Source organism: Streptococcus halitosis (assembly GCF_027691175.1).
Lineage (GTDB): Bacteria > Bacillota > Bacilli > Lactobacillales > Streptococcaceae > Streptococcus > Streptococcus halitosis_A.
This window is the reverse complement of the sequence record NZ_JAQFBD010000001.1, coordinates 265,468-285,711: the sequence shown is the minus strand read 5'-3', so window position 1 is coordinate 285,711 and position 20,244 is coordinate 265,468. Positions and strand designations below refer to the sequence as shown.

At 43.8% G+C, this 20,244-nt stretch carries 12 protein-coding genes; 3 read left to right on the top strand and 9 right to left on the bottom strand.

Features of this window, described 5'->3' with window-relative positions:
* Positions 1–15: 15 nt before the first annotated feature.
* On the bottom strand, positions 16–3,627 hold the full coding sequence (gene rpoB, locus PG086_RS01470; RefSeq protein WP_270747450.1) for a DNA-directed RNA polymerase subunit beta: 3,612 nt from the start codon (positions 3,625–3,627) through the stop codon (positions 16–18).
* Positions 3,628–4,069: 442 nt separating this feature from the next.
* On the opposite strand from rpoB, the gene PG086_RS01465 reads away from it, so the two are divergent.
* Positions 4,070–7,786 carry a pullulanase gene (locus tag PG086_RS01465; RefSeq protein WP_270747448.1) on the top strand — a complete coding sequence of 1,239 codons (3,717 nt, stop codon included), beginning with the start codon at positions 4,070–4,072 and terminating at the stop codon, positions 7,784–7,786.
* A 202-nt stretch (positions 7,787–7,988) separates the two neighbouring features.
* On the opposite strand, the gene PG086_RS01460 is transcribed toward PG086_RS01465, so the two are convergent.
* Positions 7,989–8,855, bottom strand: a complete 867-nt coding sequence (locus tag PG086_RS01460) for an ATP-binding cassette domain-containing protein (protein WP_270747447.1) — start codon at positions 8,853–8,855, stop codon at positions 7,989–7,991.
* A gap of 367 nt (positions 8,856–9,222) precedes the next feature.
* On the opposite strand from PG086_RS01460, the gene PG086_RS01455 reads away from it, so the two are divergent.
* The gene (locus PG086_RS01455) at positions 9,223–10,080 is read left to right on the top strand and encodes a 5'-nucleotidase, lipoprotein e(P4) family (RefSeq protein WP_221160380.1); all 858 of its coding nucleotides are present in this window, start codon (positions 9,223–9,225) and stop codon (positions 10,078–10,080) included.
* A gap of 230 nt (positions 10,081–10,310) precedes the next feature.
* Here PG086_RS01455 and PG086_RS01450 read toward each other — a convergent pair whose 3' ends face one another.
* Positions 10,311–11,363, bottom strand: coding sequence for an LLM class flavin-dependent oxidoreductase (locus PG086_RS01450; protein WP_270747444.1), 1,053 nt, complete (start codon positions 11,361–11,363; stop codon positions 10,311–10,313).
* A 110-nt stretch (positions 11,364–11,473) separates the two neighbouring features.
* Positions 11,474–13,282, bottom strand: coding sequence for a glutamine--fructose-6-phosphate transaminase (isomerizing) (glmS, locus tag PG086_RS01445; RefSeq protein WP_270747442.1), 1,809 nt, complete (start codon positions 13,280–13,282; stop codon positions 11,474–11,476).
* A 215-nt stretch (positions 13,283–13,497) separates the two neighbouring features.
* Between glmS and PG086_RS01440 the strand changes: the two genes are divergently transcribed.
* On the top strand, positions 13,498–13,911 hold the full coding sequence (locus tag PG086_RS01440) for an EamA family transporter (RefSeq protein WP_169446718.1): 414 nt from the start codon (positions 13,498–13,500) through the stop codon (positions 13,909–13,911).
* Between the two features lie 38 nt (positions 13,912–13,949).
* Here the strand turns inward: PG086_RS01440 and PG086_RS01435 are convergent, their stop codons facing one another.
* The 5 genes from PG086_RS01435 to PG086_RS01415 all read right to left on the bottom strand — a co-directional run bounded on the left by PG086_RS01435 (position 13,950) and on the right by PG086_RS01415 (position 20,149).
* The gene (locus PG086_RS01435; RefSeq protein ID WP_270747439.1) at positions 13,950–15,329 is read right to left on the bottom strand and encodes a glycoside hydrolase family 1 protein; all 1,380 of its coding nucleotides are present in this window, start codon (positions 15,327–15,329) and stop codon (positions 13,950–13,952) included.
* Between the two features lie 107 nt (positions 15,330–15,436).
* Positions 15,437–17,290 carry a proline--tRNA ligase gene (locus PG086_RS01430; protein ID WP_270747437.1) on the bottom strand — a complete coding sequence of 618 codons (1,854 nt, stop codon included), beginning with the start codon at positions 17,288–17,290 and terminating at the stop codon, positions 15,437–15,439.
* Between the two features lie 16 nt (positions 17,291–17,306).
* Positions 17,307–18,563 carry an RIP metalloprotease RseP gene (gene rseP / locus PG086_RS01425; RefSeq protein ID WP_270747433.1) on the bottom strand — a complete coding sequence of 419 codons (1,257 nt, stop codon included), beginning with the start codon at positions 18,561–18,563 and terminating at the stop codon, positions 17,307–17,309.
* A 15-nt stretch (positions 18,564–18,578) separates the two neighbouring features.
* Entirely contained in the window at positions 18,579–19,382 is an 804-nt protein-coding gene (locus tag PG086_RS01420) for a phosphatidate cytidylyltransferase (RefSeq protein WP_042902948.1), read from the bottom strand.
* A gap of 8 nt (positions 19,383–19,390) precedes the next feature.
* A complete protein-coding gene (locus tag PG086_RS01415; protein WP_000466705.1) occupies positions 19,391–20,149 on the bottom strand; it encodes an isoprenyl transferase in 759 nt (252 codons plus the stop codon).
* Between the last annotated feature and the right edge of the window lie 95 nt (positions 20,150–20,244).

Here is a 20,244-nt window from a genome sequence, read left to right as displayed (position 1 = left end):
TTCTAAGTGAACTGCTTATTCTTGTTCAGCAGTTTCTTCTGTTGCTTCCGCTTTTGTTGCTTTCTCAGCCTCTTCAGCTTCAAAGGCTGCTTTAGCCTCTTGGGCTGCTTTTTCGCGGGCTTTTTCAAGGTCATCTACGTGGATGACATCTTCGTCCATTCCTTCATCCAAGTCACGAAGTTCCACCTCTTGATCATCTTCGTCAAGGACACGCATGTCAAGACCAAGAGATTGCAATTCTTTCACAAGAACTCGGAAGGATTCTGGAACACCTGGTTTTGGAATTGGTTTTCCTTTTGTAATAGCTTCATAAGCTCTCAAACGTCCGTTGATATCGTCAGATTTGTAAGTCAAGATTTCTTGAAGAACATTTGACGCACCATAAGCCTCAAGAGCCCAAACCTCCATCTCACCGAAACGTTGTCCACCAAACTGAGCTTTACCTCCAAGTGGCTGTTGAGTAACGGTTGAGTAAGGTCCGACTGAACGCGCGTGCAATTTATCATCAACCATGTGGTGGAGTTTGATCATGTACATGACACCAACTGATACACGGTTATCAAATGGCTCACCAGTACGGCCATCGTAAAGGATTGTTTTAGCATCGCTGTCCATACCTGCTTCTTTAACGGTTGACCAAAGGTCTTCAGAACTTGCTCCGTCAAAGACTGGTGTTGCGATGTGGATACCAAGAGTACGTGCTGCCATACCAAGGTGGAGTTCCATAACCTGACCGATATTCATACGTGATGGCACCCCAAGTGGGTTCAACATGATGTCGACTGGAGTTCCGTCTGGAAGGTAAGGCATGTCTTCTACAGGAACGATACGAGAGACAACCCCTTTGTTTCCGTGACGCCCGGCCATCTTATCTCCGACCTTGATCTTCCGTTTTTGAGCGATGTAGACGCGAACCAGCATGTTAACGCCTGATTGCAACTCATCTCCATTTGCACGTGTAAAGATCTTAACATCACGAACGACACCATCGGCACCGTGTGGTACACGAAGAGAAGTATCACGCACTTCACGAGACTTGTCTCCGAAGATAGCGTGCAAGAGACGTTCTTCAGCTGAGAGGTCTTTTTCACCTTTAGGCGTTACTTTACCTACAAGAATATCCCCTTCTTTAACCTCGGCACCAATACGGATAATCCCCATTTCGTCAAGGTTTTTAAGGGCATCTTCACCAACGTTTGGAATCTCACGAGTAATTTCTTCAGGCCCAAGCTTTGTATCGCGCGTTTCTGATTCGTATTCTTCAAGGTGGACAGATGTATAGACATCGTCTTTGACCAAGCGTTCGCTCATGATAACGGCATCCTCGAAGTTGTAACCTTCCCAAGTCATGTAGGCGACGATTGGGTTTTGTCCAAGCGCCATTTCTCCATTTTCCATAGAAGGTCCGTCAGCGATAAAGTCGCCTTTTTCAACGACATCCCCAACTTTAACGAGAGTGCGTTGGTTGTAGGCAGTACCTGAGTTTGAACGACGGAATTTTTGGATGTGGTAAACGTCCAATGAACCATCTTCACGGCGTACTTCTACCTTGTCAGCATCTGCGTATGTAACTTTACCATCATACTGGGCAATAACAGCCGCTCCAGAATCATGGGCTGCTTGGTATTCCATACCAGTACCAACGTAAGGTGCTTTTGGATCAATCAAAGGCACAGCCTGACGTTGCATGTTGGCACCCATGAGGGCACGGTTGGAGTCATCGTTTTCCAAGAATGGAATACATGCAGTCGCAACGGCAACTACCTGTTTTGGTGACACGTCCATGTAGTCAACCACTTCTGCTGGATACTCTTGGTTGACCCCTTGGTGACGTCCCATGACGACTTTCTCAGCAAAAGTACCATCTTCGTTCAATTTTGAATTAGCCTGCGCTACAGTAAATTCATCTTCTTCATCGGCTGTCAACCAAACGATTTCGTTTGTGACTACACCAGTTTCACGGTTAACCTTACGGTATGGTGTTTGAACAAATCCATACTTGTTCAAGTGTCCGTATGATGACAAGTTATTGATCAAACCGATGTTAGGTCCTTCAGGTGTTTCAATTGGACACATACGACCATAGTGAGTGTAATGCACGTCACGTACTTCATATCCAGCACGGTCACGAGTCAAACCACCAGGCCCTAAGGCTGACAAACGACGTTTGTGAGACAACTCAGAAAGTGGGTTGTGTTGGTCCATGAACTGGGACAATTGTGAGGAACCAAAGAATTCTTTGATCGCAGCTGTCACAGGGCGGATGTTGATAATTTGTTGTGGTGTTAAAACTTCATTGTCCTGAACAGACATACGTTCACGAACATTACGTTCCATACGAGAAAGCCCAAGACGTACTTGGTTGGCAAGCAATTCACCAACTGCACGGATACGACGGTTTCCAAGGTGGTCGATATCATCCACACGGCCGATACCTTCCGCCAAGTTGAGGAAATAGCTCATCTCTGCAAGGATATCCGCAGGAGTTACAACACGAACCTTGTCGTCTGGATTGGCATTTCCGATGATGGTTACAACACGGTCTGGATCCGTTGGGGCAACAACCTTGAATTTTTGAAGGACAACTGGTTCTGTCAGAACAGCTGCATCGTTCGGAATATAAACGATCTTGTTCAAGTCGCCATCCAAGTGGTGCTCGATACTCTCGATCACGCTACGAGTCATAACTGTGTTAGCTTCTACCAAGATTTCACCAGTTTCAGGATCTACCAATGGCTCAGCGATGGTTTGGTTGAGCAAGCGTGTTTTAACGTTGAGTTTTTTATTAATCTTGTAACGACCAACTGCTGCCAAGTCATAGCGGCGTGGGTCGAAGAAACGCGCCACAAGCAAGCTACGTGAGCTTTCAGCAGTCTTAGGCTCACCTGGACGAAGGCGTTCGTAGATTTCTTTCAAGGCTTCGTCTGTACGAGAGTCCATTGGATTCTTGTGGATATCTTTTTCAACGGTGTTGCGAACCAATTCGCTATCACCAAAGATATCAAAGATTTCATCATCACCTGAGAAACCAAGCGCACGAACCAAGGTCGTAAATGGAATCTTACGAGTGCGGTCGATACGAGTATAAGCGATGTCTTTTGAGTCGCTTTCAAGTTCCAACCAAGCTCCACGGTTAGGGATAACAGTAGAACCGTAACCTACTTTACCGTTCTTGTCTACTTTGTCATTAAAGTAAACACCTGGTGAGCGGACCAACTGAGAAACGATAATACGTTCACCACCATTGATGATGAAAGTACCCATTTCGGTCATGATTGGGAAATCACCAAAGAAGACTTCTTGGGTCTTGATTTCGCCTGTTTCTTTATTAATCAAGCGGAAGGTTACAAAAATTGGTGCTGAGTAGCTAGCATCGTGGATACGTGCTTCTTCGAGCGTGTATTTTGGTTCCTTGATTTCATAGCCAACAAATTCCAACTCCATTGTGTCTGTGAAGTTTGAAATTGGCAATACATCTTCAAATACTTCCTTAAGACCGTGATCTAGGAAATCTTTGAATGAATCCGTTTGAATTTCAATCAAATTTGGTAAGTCAAGAACTTCTTTGATTCTTGAAAAACTACGACGGGTACGATGTTTCCCGTATTGAACGTCATGTCCTGCCAAGATGATTCTCCTTTGTAAATAAATTCCAAGCCTTGTCAATCAGGCTTTTCTAATCGTCATATGGTTTTTAAAACCCCTATCACCGTGTCCCTTTGATGAATTTTCAGAATCTTTAAATCTTTGTTACAAACACTCAAAAACCTGAAAAAAAGCACAAAAAGAGCAGCTAAATCTGACTTTTTCAGAAGATTTAACTGCTGTGAGCCTTGTCTGGACAATATTTCAGACAAAACCTACGACAAATGATTACTCATATTATACCTTATTTAGCTAGATTTTTCAAGGTTTTTTTACTATTTTTTAAACAATCTTTTCCTATATATTATTTTAAAATTTCAAGAAAATGAAGCATTATATTTTCTCTTAAAAATTAGGAAAACGCTTGCACTAATGTTTACCTCGTGCTATACTGTTAGGGAACAACTACACAAGGAGAATTGTGATGAAAAAGATCCCATCTCAAACTGAGAAAAAAATGATTTATGGTATCCGTTCCTTGAAGAACGGAACTGGTTCTGTCCTTATTGGTGCTAGCATTGTCTTGCTTTCTGCTACAATGCCAACTATTTCAGCCAACGAAAACCTTCCTCAAACTCAGGAAAATACTAGCGCTGTGGCTAAGGCTCCTACTGAGACTGAAACGAGTCAAACTCAAACGGAAACGCCTATTTCTGAACAAAAGAATGCAAACGCTTCCCTTGATTCTAAAAAAGAAGCTCCAGCTGTGGAAACTACTACAGCGCCAGAAACACCTAAAACAGAAGATGCTAGCACAAGCCAGGCTAACAGCAAGGAAGAGAAAGTAGATGCCAGCACTTCAACGCCAACTTCAGATCAAAAACCACAAGCTGACACATCTTCTGAAGAACCCATCGCAGATAATCACTTCCGTATCCATGTAAAAAAACTCCCTGAAGAAAACAAAGATTCTCAAGGTCTTTGGACTTGGGACGATGTTGAAAAGCCGTCTGAAAACTGGCCCAATGGAGCCAAGTCCTTCAAGGATGCCAAGCAAGATGACTACGGCTATTACCTAGATGTCAAACTCAAAAATGAGCATGCCAAGAAAGTCAGCTTCCTTATCAACAATACCAAGGGGGATAACCTGACAGGGGACCGTTCTGTAGAGCGCCTCTCTCCAAAAATGAATGAGGCTTGGCTAGATGAAAACTACAAGGTACACAACTACCGTCCTCAGCCAGCAGGAACTATTCGTGTCAACTACTACCGCACCGATGGCAACTATGACAAAAAATCTCTTTGGTATTGGGGTGATGTCAAAAACCCAAGCAGTGGAGAATGGCCTGACGGTACTGACTTTACCGCAACTGGAAAATATGGCCGTTACATTGATATCCCACTCAATGAAGCTGCAAGAGAATTTGGATTTTTATTACTAGACGAAAGCAAGAAAGGCGATGATGTGAAAATCAGAAAAGAGGATTATAAATTCACTGATCTAAAAAATCACAGTCAGATTTTCCTCAAGGATGATGACGAAACCATCTACACCAACCCCTACTACGTTCACGATATCCGTATGACTGGTGCCCAACACGTGGCTAAATCTCGTATCGAAAGCAGTTTTTCTACCCTCGTTGGAGCTAAGAAAAACGATATCCTCAAACACTCCAGCATCACTGATTACCAAGGGAATAAAGTAGCTATCACAGACGTGGAAGTGGATGAGGCAGGTAAAAAAGTGACCTATATCGGCGACTTCTCTGACACTCAACACCCTTACACTGTCAGCTACAATTCAGACCGCTTTACCACACGTTCAAGCTGGCGCCTCAAGGATGAATCCTACAGTTACGATGGTCCACTCGGCGCAACTCTAAAAGAAGATGGCAAGCGTGTTGACCTCACCCTCTGGTCTCCAAGTGCTGATAAGGTTTCCGTTGTCGTATATGACAAGAAAGACCCTGAAAAGATAGTCGGAACTGTCGCCCTTGAAAAAGGAGAAAAAGGAACCTGGAAACAAACTCTGGATGCAAACTCTGGTCTCGGTATCAGCAACTACACTGGCTATTACTACCACTACCAAATCGAGCGCCAAGGTAAAACTGTCCTCGTTCTTGACCCTTATGCCAAATCATTAGCGGCTTGGAACAGTGACCTAGCAAAAACAGATGCCGCTCATAAGGTCGCTAAAGCTGCCTTTGTCGATCCAGCGAAGTTAGGTCCGCAAGACTTGACCTATGGAAAGATTCGTAATTTCAAATCGCGCGAAGATGCTGTCATCTATGAAGCCCATGTTCGTGACTTCACCTCAGATCCTGCCATCGCAAAAGACTTGACCAAGCCATTTGGTACCTTTGAAGCCTTTATCGAAAAACTGGACTATCTCAAAGACTTGGGTGTGACCCACATCCAGCTCCTTCCAGTCTTGTCTTACTACTTTGTCAATGAATTGAAAAACCATGAACGTTTGTCTGCCTACGCTTCAAGCAACAGCAACTACAACTGGGGATATGACCCTCAAAACTACTTCTCCTTGACTGGTATGTACTCAAGCGATCCTAAGGATCCAGAAAAACGTATCGCAGAATTCAAAAACCTCATCAACGAAATCCACAAACGTGGCATGGGGGCTATCTTGGATGTGGTCTACAACCATACTGCCAACGTTGATATTTTTGAGGATATTGAGCCAAACTACTATCACTTTATGGACGCAGACGGAACTCCACGTACTAGCTTTGGTGGCGGTCGTTTGGGAACTACCCACTACATGTCTAAACGTGTCTTGGTAGACTCTATCAAGTATCTGGTTGAAACTTACAAAGTAGATGGTTTCCGCTTTGATATGATGGGTGACCACGATGCGGCTTCTATCGAAGAAGCGTACAAAGCTGCACGCGCCCTCAATCCAAATCTTATCATGCTAGGTGAAGGCTGGAGAACCTATACTGGTGATGAAAATACGCCTGTACAACCTGCTGACCAAGATTGGATGAAGAAAACAGATACTGTCGCTGTCTTTTCAGACGACATCCGTAACAACCTCAAGTCTGGCTATCCAAACGAAGGTCAACCTGCCTTTATCACAGGTGGCAAACGCGATATCAATACCATCTTTAAAAATCTCATTGCCCAACCAACCAACTTTGAAGCAGACAACCCTGGAGATGTTATCCAGTATATCGCAGCCCATGATAACTTGACCCTCTTTGACATCATTGCCCAGTCTATCAAAAAAGACCCGAGCAAGGCTGAGAACTATGCTGAAATCCATCGCCGTTTGCGACTTGGAAACCTCATGGTCTTGACTGCTCAAGGGACTCCGTTTATCCACTCTGGTCAAGAATACGGACGTACCAAACAATTCCTTGATCCAGCCTATAAGACTCCTGTTCCTGAAGATAAGGTTCCAAACAAGTCTCACTTGTTGCGCGACAAGGACGGCAAGCCATTTGTCTATCCTTACTTTATCCATGACTCTTATGACTCTAGTGATGCTGTCAACAAGTTCGATTGGACCAAGGCAACAGATGGTAAAGCCTTCCCTGAAAATGTCAAGAGCCGTAACTACATGAAAGGTTTGATCACCCTTCGTCAATCGACTGATGCCTTCCGACTCAAGAGTCTGGAAGACATCAAAGAGCGCGTCCACCTCATTACTGTTCCAGGACAAAATGGTGTTGAAAAAGAAGATGTGGTGATCGGCTACCAAATCACTGCTCCAAACGGTGATATCTACGCAGTCTTTGTCAATGCAGATGATAAGGCTCGCGAATTCAACTTGGGGACTGCCTTTGCTCACTTGAGAAAAGCCGAAGTCCTCGCTGATGAAAACCAAGCCGGACCAGTAGGAATCGCTAAACCTCAAGGTCTCGAATGGACTGAAAAAGGCTTAAAATTGAACGCTCTCACTGCCGTTGTTCTCCGCTTGTCTCAAGGTGGTGCCATTGTCGCCCCAGCTGTGGAAGAAAAGCCCGAATTTGATCTTTCTAGCCTGGACGTTGAACCAGAACAAGGTCAAGCTCAAAACCTAGCAGCCAATCCTGAAACTCAAGAAACTGCTGCAGAGACTCACTCTCAGAACCTCCTTCCAAACACAGGAACTGAGAGCAAATCCCTCCTTGCCCTTGCTGGATTCAGTATCCTTGCCCTTCTCGGACTTGGATGGTTGATAAAAAACAAGAAAAAGAAATAACACTCAATGAAAATCAAAGAGTAAACTAGGAAGCTAGTCACAGGCTGCTCAAAGCACAGCTTTGAGCTTGTAGATAAGGCGAAGCTGACTTGGTTTGAAGAGATTTTCGAAGAGTACAACCTAGCCCTCCTATAGAGAAAACACCCCATGGTCAGAAGAATCTTCTAGTCATGGGGTGTTGTTTTTATGATACACTTATCTATCAAATCATGTATTCTACACTATAGCTAGCGTCTGATAAGATACGCGCCAGGAACTGCTTAGTTCGTTCTTCCTGCGGACGACTAAAGAAGTCGTGGGGATTGTTCTCCTCTACGATACGGCCTCCATCCATGAAAATAACGTGGTTAGCGACATCTCTAGCAAATCCCATCTCATGCGTGACGACCACCATGGTCACACCTTCTCCCGCCAACTGTTTCAGAACATCCAAAACATCTCCAACCAACTCAGGGTCTAGTGCAGATGTTGGTTCATCTAGCAAAATGACCTCGGGCTTGACGGCAATAGCACGCGCAATTCCTATTCGTTGTTGTTGCCCTCCAGATAGCTGAGAAGGGTAGTAGTCTTTGTAGGCCAGTAAACCAACTTTTTCTAAGGCAGATTCTGCACGTTTGAGCGCTTCTTCCTTGGGAACTTTACGAGCGACGATTAGACCTTCTAGAATATTTTCCAGAGCAGTTTTATTTGCAAAGAGATTGTAGAAAGAAGCAATCTCTTCGGTAAATGTCTCTCGAATCGCTTGTACCACTTCCACCTGTTGCTGAATCCATGGGTGTTCCTCAACAATTGACTCAATAGAAGACAGCTCCTGAATGCTTGTAACCTTAGGACTATAGACATTACTTGGATAAAGGAAAAAACCGTCGCTCATAATTTTGACAAAATCAGGGCGAATCCTTTCCACATAGTTGCGATGCCCGTCAACACTCTTTTGAAAGATACGTGGATTATTTAATCCCTGCCCCTTTTCTTCGAGTGTTACAAAATGAAACCAAAATCCCACAGGAACTCTTTCCACTTCATCACCTCGAATCGCTCTAAAGACTAGATCTCTTTTACTTGCCATACCTTTCTCCTTCCATTTGGATTGAAACCATCTTACCACTCCTTTTCCCCTTTTCCCAATATATATTGACTATCAACTCGATTGAAAATTTTTATATCTATGAAGAAAAAAATCCCTGAAAAGCTTGATGTTACTAGCCCTTCAAAGATTCACTTTATTTTCATCTATTTTCCAAAAAGAAGCTGATATAGATTTTCTATCAAGCCGATTGAATTTTTTTATATCCATCTTCATTCCCAAATTAAGTACATAATTTTATCCTAATACCAAATTACTACTGAAAAATTTATTTTCTCCCGATATTTCCTTGCACAAATCCCATGAAAACGCTACAATATTAATAGACTATTATTAGGAGGATGGGATTATGAAAATATCCAAAGTTACCATTACAATTGCTTCTACACTTGCTTCCGTCATTTTACTGACTGGCTGTGGCACAAATTCGGCAAATTCACAGACAACACAAAGTAGTACATCTGATAATCAGGTTACCATGACCTATGATCAGTTGCGTTCAAGAGAAAACACTATGTCAACTCTTTGGTATCAAAAAGCAGCTGAAACTAAGGCACTCTATCTACAAGGTTATAATGTCGCTACTGGTCGTTTAAAAGAACTACTAAAAACACAGACAGATAAACCCTACTCTATCGTTTTGGACTTGGACGAAACCGTATTAGACAATAGCCCTTATCAAGCGCAAAATGTCAAAGATGGAACAGCATTTACCCCAGAAAACTGGGATGTCTGGGTAAAAAAAGCCGCAGCCAAGGCTGTACCAGGTGCTAAAGACTTTCTCCAATTTGCAGACCAAAACGGTGTCCAAATTTACTATGTATCTGACCGCACGATAGATCAGGTAGATGATACGATCAAAAACCTAGAAAACGAAGGAATTCCTGTACAAAGCCGTGATCATCTCATGTTCTTAGAAAAAGGCGTCAAATCTAAAGAAGGTCGTAGGCAAGCAGTCCAAGAAAAAACCAACTTAGTCATGCTACTAGGAGACAATCTTGTGGACTTTGCAGAGTTTTCAAAGACCTCTGAAACTGAGCGCGACCAAAAATTAGAGGAATTACAAAAAGAGTTTGGTGAGAAATTCATCATTTTCCCTAACCCAATGTACGGATCATGGGAAAGCACTGTTTACAATGGTAATAAATTGGATGCCAAGGGTCAAACTGAAGAGCGCCAAAAAAACTTACAAGGTTTTGATAAATAAAATAAGAGATCTATCTACCAGTTTACACCAACTATAAGATATCGTATTTGCGAGAATATCAAAAAAAGACGATTTCCAAGCGGAGATCGTCTTTTTCACTATTTTATCTTGTACTTGGTATAAACTAGTATATATTCCACTAGATAGTATGCTCTATCGCTTGTACCACTTCCACCTGTTGCTGAATCCAAGGGTGTTCCTCACCAATCGACTCAACCGATTGAATTTTTTTATATCCTCTCTTTCATGGCAAAGTAAGCTCGTACTTTGGGTGCCACTTGTGTGCCGAAGAGTTCAATAGCTCTCAAAACTTGATCATGTGGCATAGAACCAAGCGGTAGATGGAGCATGAAACGGTCCAAGTCTAAATCCTCAATCATGCGAATCAATTTTTCTGCTACCTGATCTGGATTTCCCACAAACATGGCACCATTTGGACCAACTTGCTCCAAATATTGCTCATAGGTCAACTCCTGCCAGTGTGGACGGTCCTTGGAAATCGCATCCACCACTTGCTTGGTCGGATGGAAATAATCTTTTACAGCCTGTTCGCCATCCTCAGCAATCCAGCCCCAAGAATGAGCACCCACTTTCAGGTCTTTATCCGCATGACCGGCATCCCTTCCAATCTTACGATAAGCTTGAATCAGCTTTTTAAAATAACGCGGATTACCACCGATAATGGCATAGACAATCGGCAGCCCTACCCGAGCAATCTTCACTGTTGATTCGACATGGCCACCTGTCGCCACCCACAATGGCAATTTGCCCTGAACTGGACGGGGATAGACTTCTTTTCCAGCAATGCTTTGGGTCAATTGACCTTGCCAGTTCACTTTGGTGCTTTCATTTGCCAGCTGAAGCAGGTCTAACTTTTCATCAAAGAGAGATTCATAGTCTTTCAAGTCATAGCCAAACAGAGGGAAGGATTCGGTAAATGAACCACGCCCAGCCATAATCTCCGCACGGCCATTTGACAAGGCATCGATAGTGGCATATTGTTGGAACAAGCGAATCGGATCCATGCTTGAGAGAATGCTGACCGCACTAGTCAAACGAATCTTTTTGGTATTAACCGCCCCAGCTGCAAGAACAATCTCTGGCGCCGATACCGCAAAGTCCTCCCGATGATGCTCCCCAATCCCGTACACATCCAAACCAACCTTATCAGCTAGCTCTATCTCTGCCACCAACTGACGAATGCGTTCATCATGACTGTAAATCTGCCCAGTCGCTTCCAGAGCAGTTGTTTCACCAAATGTTGAAATTCCTAATTCTACCATCCCGTTTCCTCGCTATCTCTTTTAGTTTTAGGGTATTTTATCACTAATTAGTTTTATTTTCAATACATTTGCTCATTAGAAAAAGCCTAGATGAACTAGACTTTCTTAGCTTATTCTACTGTTACTGACTTAGCAAGGTTACGTGGTTTGTCCACATCAAGGCCACGGTGGAGTGTTGCAAAGTAAGCGACCAATTGTGTTGGTACGACCATTGAGATTGGTGAGAGGTAAGGGTGTACAGTCGTAAGGACGATATCGTCTGTGTCTTTAGCAACATTTTCCTCTGCGATAGTGAGAACCTTGGCACCACGGGCTGCGACCTCTTGGATATTTCCACGAGTATGGTTAGCAAGGACTGGATCTGACAAGAGGGCCAAGACAGGTGTTCCTTCTTCAATCAAGGCAATGGTCCCGTGCTTGAGTTCTCCTGCCGCAAAGCCTTCACATTGGATGTAAGAAATCTCTTTGAGTTTGAGACTGGCTTCCATGGCTACATAGTAGTCTTGACCACGTCCGATGTAAAAGGCATTGCGAGTGGTTTCGAGAAGGTCACGAACCTTTGCATCAATGGTTTCTTTTTCTGAAAGGGTTGATTCGATAGACTGAGCTACGATTGACAACTCATGAACCAGGTCAAAGGCTTGCGCTTTGGCATTGCCGTTTGCTTCTCCGACTGCTTTTGCAAGGAAGGCAAGGGCTGCGATTTGCGCTGTGTAGGCCTTGGTTGATGCCACGGCAATTTCAGGACCTGCATGAAGGAGCATGGTATGGTTGGCTTCACGTGAAAGAGTTGAGCCTGGTACGTTTGTCACTGTCAAGCTCGGAATCCCCATTTCATTAGCCTTAACCAAAACCTGACGGCTATCCGCTGTTTCACCAGACTGGCTGATAAAGATGAAGAGCGGTTTCTTGCTGAGAAGTGGCATACCATAGCCCCACTCAGATGAAATTCCAAGTTCAACAGGTGTATCTGTCAGTTCTTCCAGCATCTTCTTAGAAGCAAATCCTGCGTGGTACGATGTTCCAGCTGCAAGGATGTAGATGCGGTCTGCATCTTGAACAGCCTTGATGATAGCTGGATCTACGACAACTTGACCTGCCTCATCTGTGTAGGCTTGGATGAGTTTACGCATAACAGTTGGTTGCTCATCGATTTCCTTGAGCATGTAGTAAGGATAAGTTCCCTTACCGATATCAGACAAGTCAAGTTCCGCAGTATAGCTAGTACGTTCATGACGATTGCCATCATAGTCTTGAACTTCAACGCTATCAGCCTTGACGATTACCAGCTCTTGGTCATGAATTTCCATGTATTGGTTGGTCTCACGAATCATAGCCATGGCGTCTGAGCAAACCATGTTATAACCTTCCCCAAGACCAATCAAAAGTGGCGATTTGTTCTTAGCGACATAGATGACATCTGGATTTTCAGAGTCAATCAAGGCAAAGGCATAAGAACCACGGATGATGTGAAGGGCTTTTTTGAAGGCTTCAAGAACTGAGAGACCATCTTCTTCTGCAAATTTCCCAATCAAGTGAACAGCGATTTCCGTATCTGTTTGCCCCTTGAAGTGGTGACCGGTAAGGTATTCTTCCTTGATTTCAAGGTAGTTTTCAATCACCCCGTTATGCACCAAGACAAAACGTTCAGTCTCAGAGCGATGTGGGTGAGCATTGTCTTCCGTTGGTTTCCCGTGAGTCGCCCAACGCGTATGTCCGATACCAGTTGTTCCCTCAACACCTGCTGTCTTGGCAGACAATTCTGCGATACGACCGACAGCCTTGACTAGATGATTTTCAGCACCACCTAGGACAAAAATTCCCGCAGAATCATAGCCACGGTATTCGAGCTTTTCAAGCCCTTGAATCAAAATATCAGTTGCATTTGTGTTTCCAACAACGCCAACAATTCCACACATAGTATATACGACACAGACCAGCTGTGCTTTCTCCTTAAATTGGTATAGTCTAATTCTCGCTTTACGGAATCAGCAAAAACAGTATATACTTGTTTTTCTCACTTGTCAAGAAGAAAAATTGGTATAGTTTTTTTATCTGGCATTTTATCAGAATTTCACTTGATACCTGACAAGTCAGCATCAATTACTTATAATAAAAAGAGGAGGTATTTGCCATGTGGTTTTTCTTCGCACTTTTATCAGCTGTCTTTGCAGCCTTAACGTCAATTTTAGCCAAGATTGGGATTGAGGGAGTTCCATCCAATCTAGCAACTGCTATTCGTACGGTCATCGTCATTCTGATGGCCTGGGCCATGGTTTTCTTGACCAATAGTCAGACCGAAATTGTCAATATCAGTAGAAAAAGTTGGCTCTTTCTCATCTTATCTGGCTTGGCCACTGGCGCCTCCTGGCTCTGCTACTACAAGGCCCTACAGATGGGCAATGCGACTGAGGTATCTGCTGTCGATAAATTCAGTCTCGTCATTACCCTCGTTCTAGCCTTTTTCTTCCTACAGGATGTCCTGACGTTTAAAACAATTATTGGCTGTATCCTGATTACGATTGGGACTTTGGTGATGATATTGTAATAAAAAGTGAGATGAACACCATCTCACTCTTTTTATTCTTAAAATCCATTATGGTCGCTGAGTTCTTTGAACCAATGGCCTGATTTCTTCAGGCGACGTTCCTGTGTTTCCAAGTCAAGCTCAACTAGACCATAGCGGTTTTTATAGCTATTGAGCCATGACCAGCAATCAATGAAGGTCCAAATTAAGTAACCCTTACAATTGGCTCCGTCTGCAATGGCACGGTGAAGTTCACGCAGATGTCCTTTGACAAAGTCGATACGATAGTCGTCCTGAATCATGCCATTCACACGGAACTTGTCTTCCCCTTCAACACCCATCCCGTTTTCGGTCAACATCCACTCAATATTCCCATAATTTTCCTTGATATTTTGGGCGATATCATAAATCCCCTGCTCGTAGATTTCCCAACCGCGGTGAGGATTGATTTTACGGCCCGGCATGACGTAATGCTCATAGAAATGTTCTGGCAGAAGCGGGCTGTCTGGATGTTTAGCAAAACGTGGCGCCATGACACGCAAAGGTTGGTAGTAGTTGACTCCAAGGAAGTCTACTGTATGTTGGCGAATCAGTTCCAATTCCTCTGCTGTGTAGTCTGGCAGTAAATCATGCTCAGCTAAAATTTCCACTAGTTCTTCTGGATAAGTCCCCAAGACAGATGGGTCTAGGAAAGACTGCGCTTGAAAGAGATCCGCAATACGAGCAGCTTTCACATCTGCAGGATGCTGGCTACGTGGGTAAGCTGGTGTCAAGTTGAGGACAATCCCAATCTTGGAATCAGGCAAAACCTCATGACAAGCCTTCACCGCAAGACTACTAGCCAGTTGCGTATTATAAGCTACCCGAACCGCCGCTTTGGCATCTACTTTGTGTGGATAATGGGCATCATAAAAATAACCAAACTCAACAGGAACGATAGGCTCATTGAAGGTAATCCACTGATCCACCAAGTCACCGTAGGTCTCAAAACAGAAACGCGCATAGTCTTCGTAGGCCTTGATAGTGGCCTTATTTTCCCAACCATCGCCGTCTTCTTGAAGGGCAAAAGGCAGGTCAAAGTGGTAGAGATTGACTAGAAGGCGAATCCCCTTGGCCTTAATCGCTTCAAAGACCTGACGGTAGAAAGCCACCCCTTGAGGATTAACCTCTCCACGGCCCTGTGGGAAAATACGCGACCACTGGATAGAAGTGCGAAAGGCTGTGTGACCTGTTTCTACCAGAAGCTCAACATCCTGTTCCCAATTTTCATAAAAAGTCGATGTTTTATCTGGACCAATCCCATTGTAGTAGCGATTGGGCTCCACCTGATACCAATAATCCCAGAGATTGTCTCCCTTGCCGTCACCAGGCACACGACCTTCTGTCTGTGGTCCAGAAGTCGAGGAACCCCAGACAAAATCCTTTGGAAATTTTAACATTATTATACCTCTTAACTTGATTATGTATTTATTCACTCCAATTATACAGAAAAAACAAGGTAAAAACTAGTTACATTTTTGCCTTGTTTTTCTTCTGATTATAGTTTTTATTTCTTGCTTAGAATTTCAAGGGTTTCGAGCAAGTTGTCTGCGTGAACTTCGATTGTGTCACCAGTCGCCTTGATCTTAACTTCTACGATACCATCAGCTGCTTTCTTCCCAACAGTGATACGGATTGGAAGACCAATCAAGTCGCTATCGCTAAACTTCACCCCGACACGTTCGTTACGGTCATCTGTCAAGACTTCGTAACCAGCGTCCATCAAGTTGACTTCCAGTTTTTCTGTCAAGGCTTGCGCTTCTTCATCTTTAACATTGACAGTAATCAAATGCACATCAAATGGTGCCAATTCTTTAGGGAAGTTAACTCCCCAAGCATAACGGTATTCACCTTTTGGCGTTTTGTTAACAAAGAGGCGAGCGTGTTGCTCTATAACGGCTGAAAGGAGACGGCTAACACCGATACCGTAACAGCCCATGATGATTGGGATCGCACGACCATTTTCATCTAAAACATCTGCACCCATACTTGCTGAGTAGCGAGTTCCGAGTTTGAAAATATGACCAATCTCGATACCACGCGCGAAGTTTAGAACACCTTGTCCGTCTGGTGAAATTTCACCCTCACGAACTTCACGGATATCCACATATTCTGCAGTGAAGTCACGACCTGGGTTCACGCCCGTCAAGTGATAGCCATCTTCATTAGCCCCCACAACAGCATTGCGAACATCTTGCACCTTACGGTCTGCAATGATTTTCACATTCTCTGGCAAAGCAACTGGGCCAAGCGAACCAAATCCTGCTGGGATAACACTTGCTACTTCTTCTTCGCTAGCTACATCAAAGAAATCTGCACCCAAATGGTTTTTCAACTTGACTTCATTAAGTTGGTCATTTCCAACTAGAAGGGCTGCAACAAGCTCACCATCTGCCATGTAGAAGAGGGTTTTGATGGTTTGTTCTTCTGGCACGTTAAGGAAGGCTGCGACTTCATCGATGGATTTAACACCTGGAGTTTCCACTCGAGTCACTTCTTCTTCCGCAACGACACGGTTGCTTGGTTTGTACTCGTTTGTTGCCATTTCTAAGTTAGCTGCATAGCTAGACTCACTCGAGTAGGCAATGGTGTCTTCACCAGAAACCATCCATTTGAGCAATTCTGCCTTGATTTCTTCTTGCACTTCTGCAGGAATTTCATCAAATGAGGCAACTGACTTGTCCAAGACAACCCAGCGGTCAATGTCTGTACGAGCAGGAGTGATGGCCATAAATTCTTGGCTATCCTTACCACCCATAGCACCACCGTCACCGATGATGGCCTTGAAATCCAAGCCACTGCGAGTGAAAATACGTTCGTAGGCTGCCTTGTACTCGTCATAAGTCACATCCAAACTATCGTAATTAGCATGGAAACTATATCCGTCTTTCATGATAAATTCACGCGTACGGAGAAGTCCGTTACGTGGACGTTTTTCATCACGGTATTTCGGTTGAATTTGGTAAAGGTTGAGTGGCAATTGCTTGTAAGACTTGACAGAGTCACGAACAATAGCTGTAAAAGTTTCTTCGTGTGTCGGACCTAGGATAAAGTCTGACTTTTCACGGTTTTTCAGTTTATAAAGGTCTTCACCATAGGTTTCATAACGACCTGATTCACGCCAAAGATCGGCACTGAGGAGGGCAGGAGCCAACATCTCCACTGCACCAATCTTATCAAACTCTTGGCGCATGATATTCTTAGCCTTTTCAATCACACGGTTAGCGAGTGGTAGGTAAGAATAAACACCAGCAGAAACTTGACGAACATAACCAGCACGCAACATAAGGGCGTGGCTGATAACTTGAGCATCGCTTGGCATTTCGCGAAGCGTTGGGATTAGCATTTTACTTTGTTTCATAATATTCCTCGATTATCTAAAAGAAGAGTCGCATAATGTCATTCCAGGTCACAGCTAGCATCAAGGCAACCATGATAACTACACCAGCCATGGTGACATAGGTTTCAATTTCTTGTTTAAGGGGTTTACGGCGGATAGCCTCTAGGATATTGAGCACAATCTTTCCACCATCCAAAGCTGGGATAGGGATCAAGTTAAAAATCCCGATATTGATGGAAATCATAGCTAGGAAATAGAGGACATTCTCAAGACCATTTTTAGCAGCATCGCTACTTGCTTTAAAGATGGCAACGGGACCACCGAGTTTGTTCAAATCTGGATGGAAAATCAAGTTTTTCAGAGCCGAAAGGATGCGAAGTCCTGAGTCAGCAGCGGTTGTAAATCCACCAACAAACATGGATAGAAAGTCTGACTTGATCCCCGGTTGAACCCCAAGAATATAACGTCCTTGATTTTCTTCTGGCGTCACAGTGACTTGTTTTTCGCTACTATTTTCAGAAATGGTCACATCCAAGGTCGGGGCTGTCTTGTCCTTGGTATCTGCTTCCACAGCCTGGGTCAAGTCTTGCCAATTCTTAACCTCATGCGAGCCGACCTTGGTAATTTGAGCGGTCTCAGCTACACCTACCTTAGCCAAAGCTCCCTCTGGCATGACATGAAAGAGATTGGTCTGAGTATCTCTAACACCGCCTTGCAAAAAGATCAAAATCCAAAAAACAACAACACCTAAGATAAAGTTATTCATAGGACCTGCAAAGTTGGTGATGAGCTTACCCCAGATAGAAGCATTTTGATACTGTACATCCAGAGGAGCAATGCGCACTTCGGTTCCGTCTTCTTCAACCACCGTTGCATCATGATCCACTGCAAAGGTCTTTTCTTCTTCCAAGACCAAGCCTTTAATGAAGAGCTTGTCTTCAAAGTCAAACTGAGTTACCTGCATAGGAAGAGACGTTTGATCCAACTTCTTCCCTGAGAGGTTGATCCGTTTGACCTTACCATCATCGGCAAGTGTTAAACTGACTGGAGTTCCTGTCTTGATTTCTGTCGCATCATCACCCCAGCCTGCCATACGAACATAGCCTCCTAGAGGAAGGATTCGAATGGTATAAGCAGTGCCATCCTTACCGATATGGGAAAAAATCTTGGGCCCCATACCAATGGCAAATTCACGAACTAGAATGCCCGATTTCTTGGCAAAATAAAAATGTCCAAACTCATGCACCACCACAATAATCCCAAAAACGAGGATAAAGGTTAGCAATCCAATCATTCAATATTCCTTTCTTTAAAACAGGCCAAATAAGTGCATCATTGGAAACACAATCAGCATGCTGTCAAAGCGATCCAACACACCGCCATGTCCAGGGATAAATTTTCCAGAATCCTTAACACCGAAATGGCGTTTCATGGCACTCTCAATCAAGTCACCAAACTGACCTGCCACACTGAAGAAGGCAGCAAAGAGACTCATTCTATAAATCCCATAAGGAAGAGCAACTGTGCTGTCCACTAACATGAAAACCACTGTTATCAGTACCGCACCTAGAATACCACCGACAAAGCCCTCAATACTCTTATTAGGAGAAACTCTCGGCGCCAATTTATGTTTACCAAAATTCATCCCTGTCAGGTAGGCTGCGCTATCTGTCCCCCAGACGATAAAAAGGGCCAAAAGTACCTTGTCAAAACCTGCCACCCGAGCATCTAGTAAGGCATTGAAGCCAAAACCAACATAAAAACTCACAGCAATTGGAAAAGCGGCATCTTCAATCGTATAGTTTTTACTGAAAACGGTCGTCCCTAGCATTATGGTAATCAAAACACTGTAGGCAACCACATTCCCATCAACAGGCAAAAAAGTTAGGTAATTTTCTAAAGGAACTGTGAGAGCGAAGGTCGCAAAAAGAGTCAAAGCGCCCTCAATGGTCATAGTCTTTAGCCCCTTCATGTGCAAGAGTTCATGGACGCCTAGCATCGCTAACAATCCAATCCCTATCTGCAACAAGAGCCCTCCTGCAAACAAGACTGGAAGGAAAATTGCCAGGGCCAATACCGCAAACAATGTTCTCTTTTGTAAATCCTTGGTCATATCTTCTCCTAAACTCCTCCAAAACGGCGATTGCGATGGTTAAAAGCAGCAATAGCTTCCTGCAAGGCAGCTTCATCAAAATCAGGCCACAAGGTATCTGTAAAGTAAAGCTCGCTATAGGCTGCTTGCCATGGCAAGAAATTACTCAAACGCAACTCACCACTCGTACGGATAATCAAATCAGGATCCCGCAAATCCTTTGGCAGGTGTTGCGTAAAAAGATAGTCCCCAATCATATCTTCTGTGATGTCACCAGGGTTTATTTTAGCATCTAGAACATCTTGAGCCAAGCCCTTAAGAGCCTGCGTAATTTCAGCACGACCACCATAGTTAAGCGCAAAATTGAGAATCAAGCCCGTATTGTTCTTAGTCAACTCCTCTGCTTTTTTCAAAGCTTCAAAAGTCGGCTTAGGCAGACGGTCTGTCTCCCCAATCATCTGAATCTTAACGTTATTTGCGTGCAATTCAGGGACGTAGTTATCATAAAATTCGACTGGCAAGTTCATGATAAACTTGACCTCTTGATCTGGGCGTGTCCAGTTTTCCGTTGAAAAGGCATAAACCGTGATGACCTTGACTCCCATCTTGTTAGCTGCCTTGGTCACCTTTTGAAGGGCTTCCATCCCCGCCTTGTGTCCGAAGACCCGCGGTTGCATCCGTTTTTTAGCCCAACGACCATTCCCATCCATGATGATGCCAATATGAGCAGGAACCTGTGTTGGAACCTCAACTTCTACAGCTTTATCTTTCTTAAAAAATCCAAACATGTTCTTATTCCTATTCAAAAATCTATCGTTTCATTATACCATATTTCCCTATTTTCTTCTATTGGTAAGTTATTAGCTCTCCGTACAGACAAAAA

Coding starts and splice junctions, on each gene's coding strand:
- glmS (WP_270747442.1), bottom strand. CDS start 13,282: ATGTGTGGAATTGTTGGCGTTGTTGGAAACACAAATGCAACTGATATT.
- PG086_RS01430 (WP_270747437.1), bottom strand. CDS start 17,290: ATGAAACAAAGTAAAATGCTAATCCCAACGCTTCGCGAAATGCCAAGC.
- PG086_RS01455 (WP_221160380.1), top strand. CDS start 9,223: ATGAAAATATCCAAAGTTACCATTACAATTGCTTCTACACTTGCTTCC.
- PG086_RS01420 (WP_042902948.1), bottom strand. CDS start 19,382: ATGACCAAGGATTTACAAAAGAGAACATTGTTTGCGGTATTGGCCCTG.
- PG086_RS01460 (WP_270747447.1), bottom strand. CDS start 8,855: ATGGCAAGTAAAAGAGATCTAGTCTTTAGAGCGATTCGAGGTGATGAA.
- PG086_RS01435 (WP_270747439.1), bottom strand. CDS start 15,329: ATGTTAAAATTTCCAAAGGATTTTGTCTGGGGTTCCTCGACTTCTGGA.
- PG086_RS01465 (WP_270747448.1), top strand. CDS start 4,070: ATGAAAAAGATCCCATCTCAAACTGAGAAAAAAATGATTTATGGTATC.
- PG086_RS01450 (WP_270747444.1), bottom strand. CDS start 11,363: ATGGTAGAATTAGGAATTTCAACATTTGGTGAAACAACTGCTCTGGAA.
- PG086_RS01440 (WP_169446718.1), top strand. CDS start 13,498: ATGTGGTTTTTCTTCGCACTTTTATCAGCTGTCTTTGCAGCCTTAACG.
- rseP (WP_270747433.1), bottom strand. CDS start 18,563: ATGATTGGATTGCTAACCTTTATCCTCGTTTTTGGGATTATTGTGGTG.
- PG086_RS01415 (WP_000466705.1), bottom strand. CDS start 20,149: ATGTTTGGATTTTTTAAGAAAGATAAAGCTGTAGAAGTTGAGGTTCCA.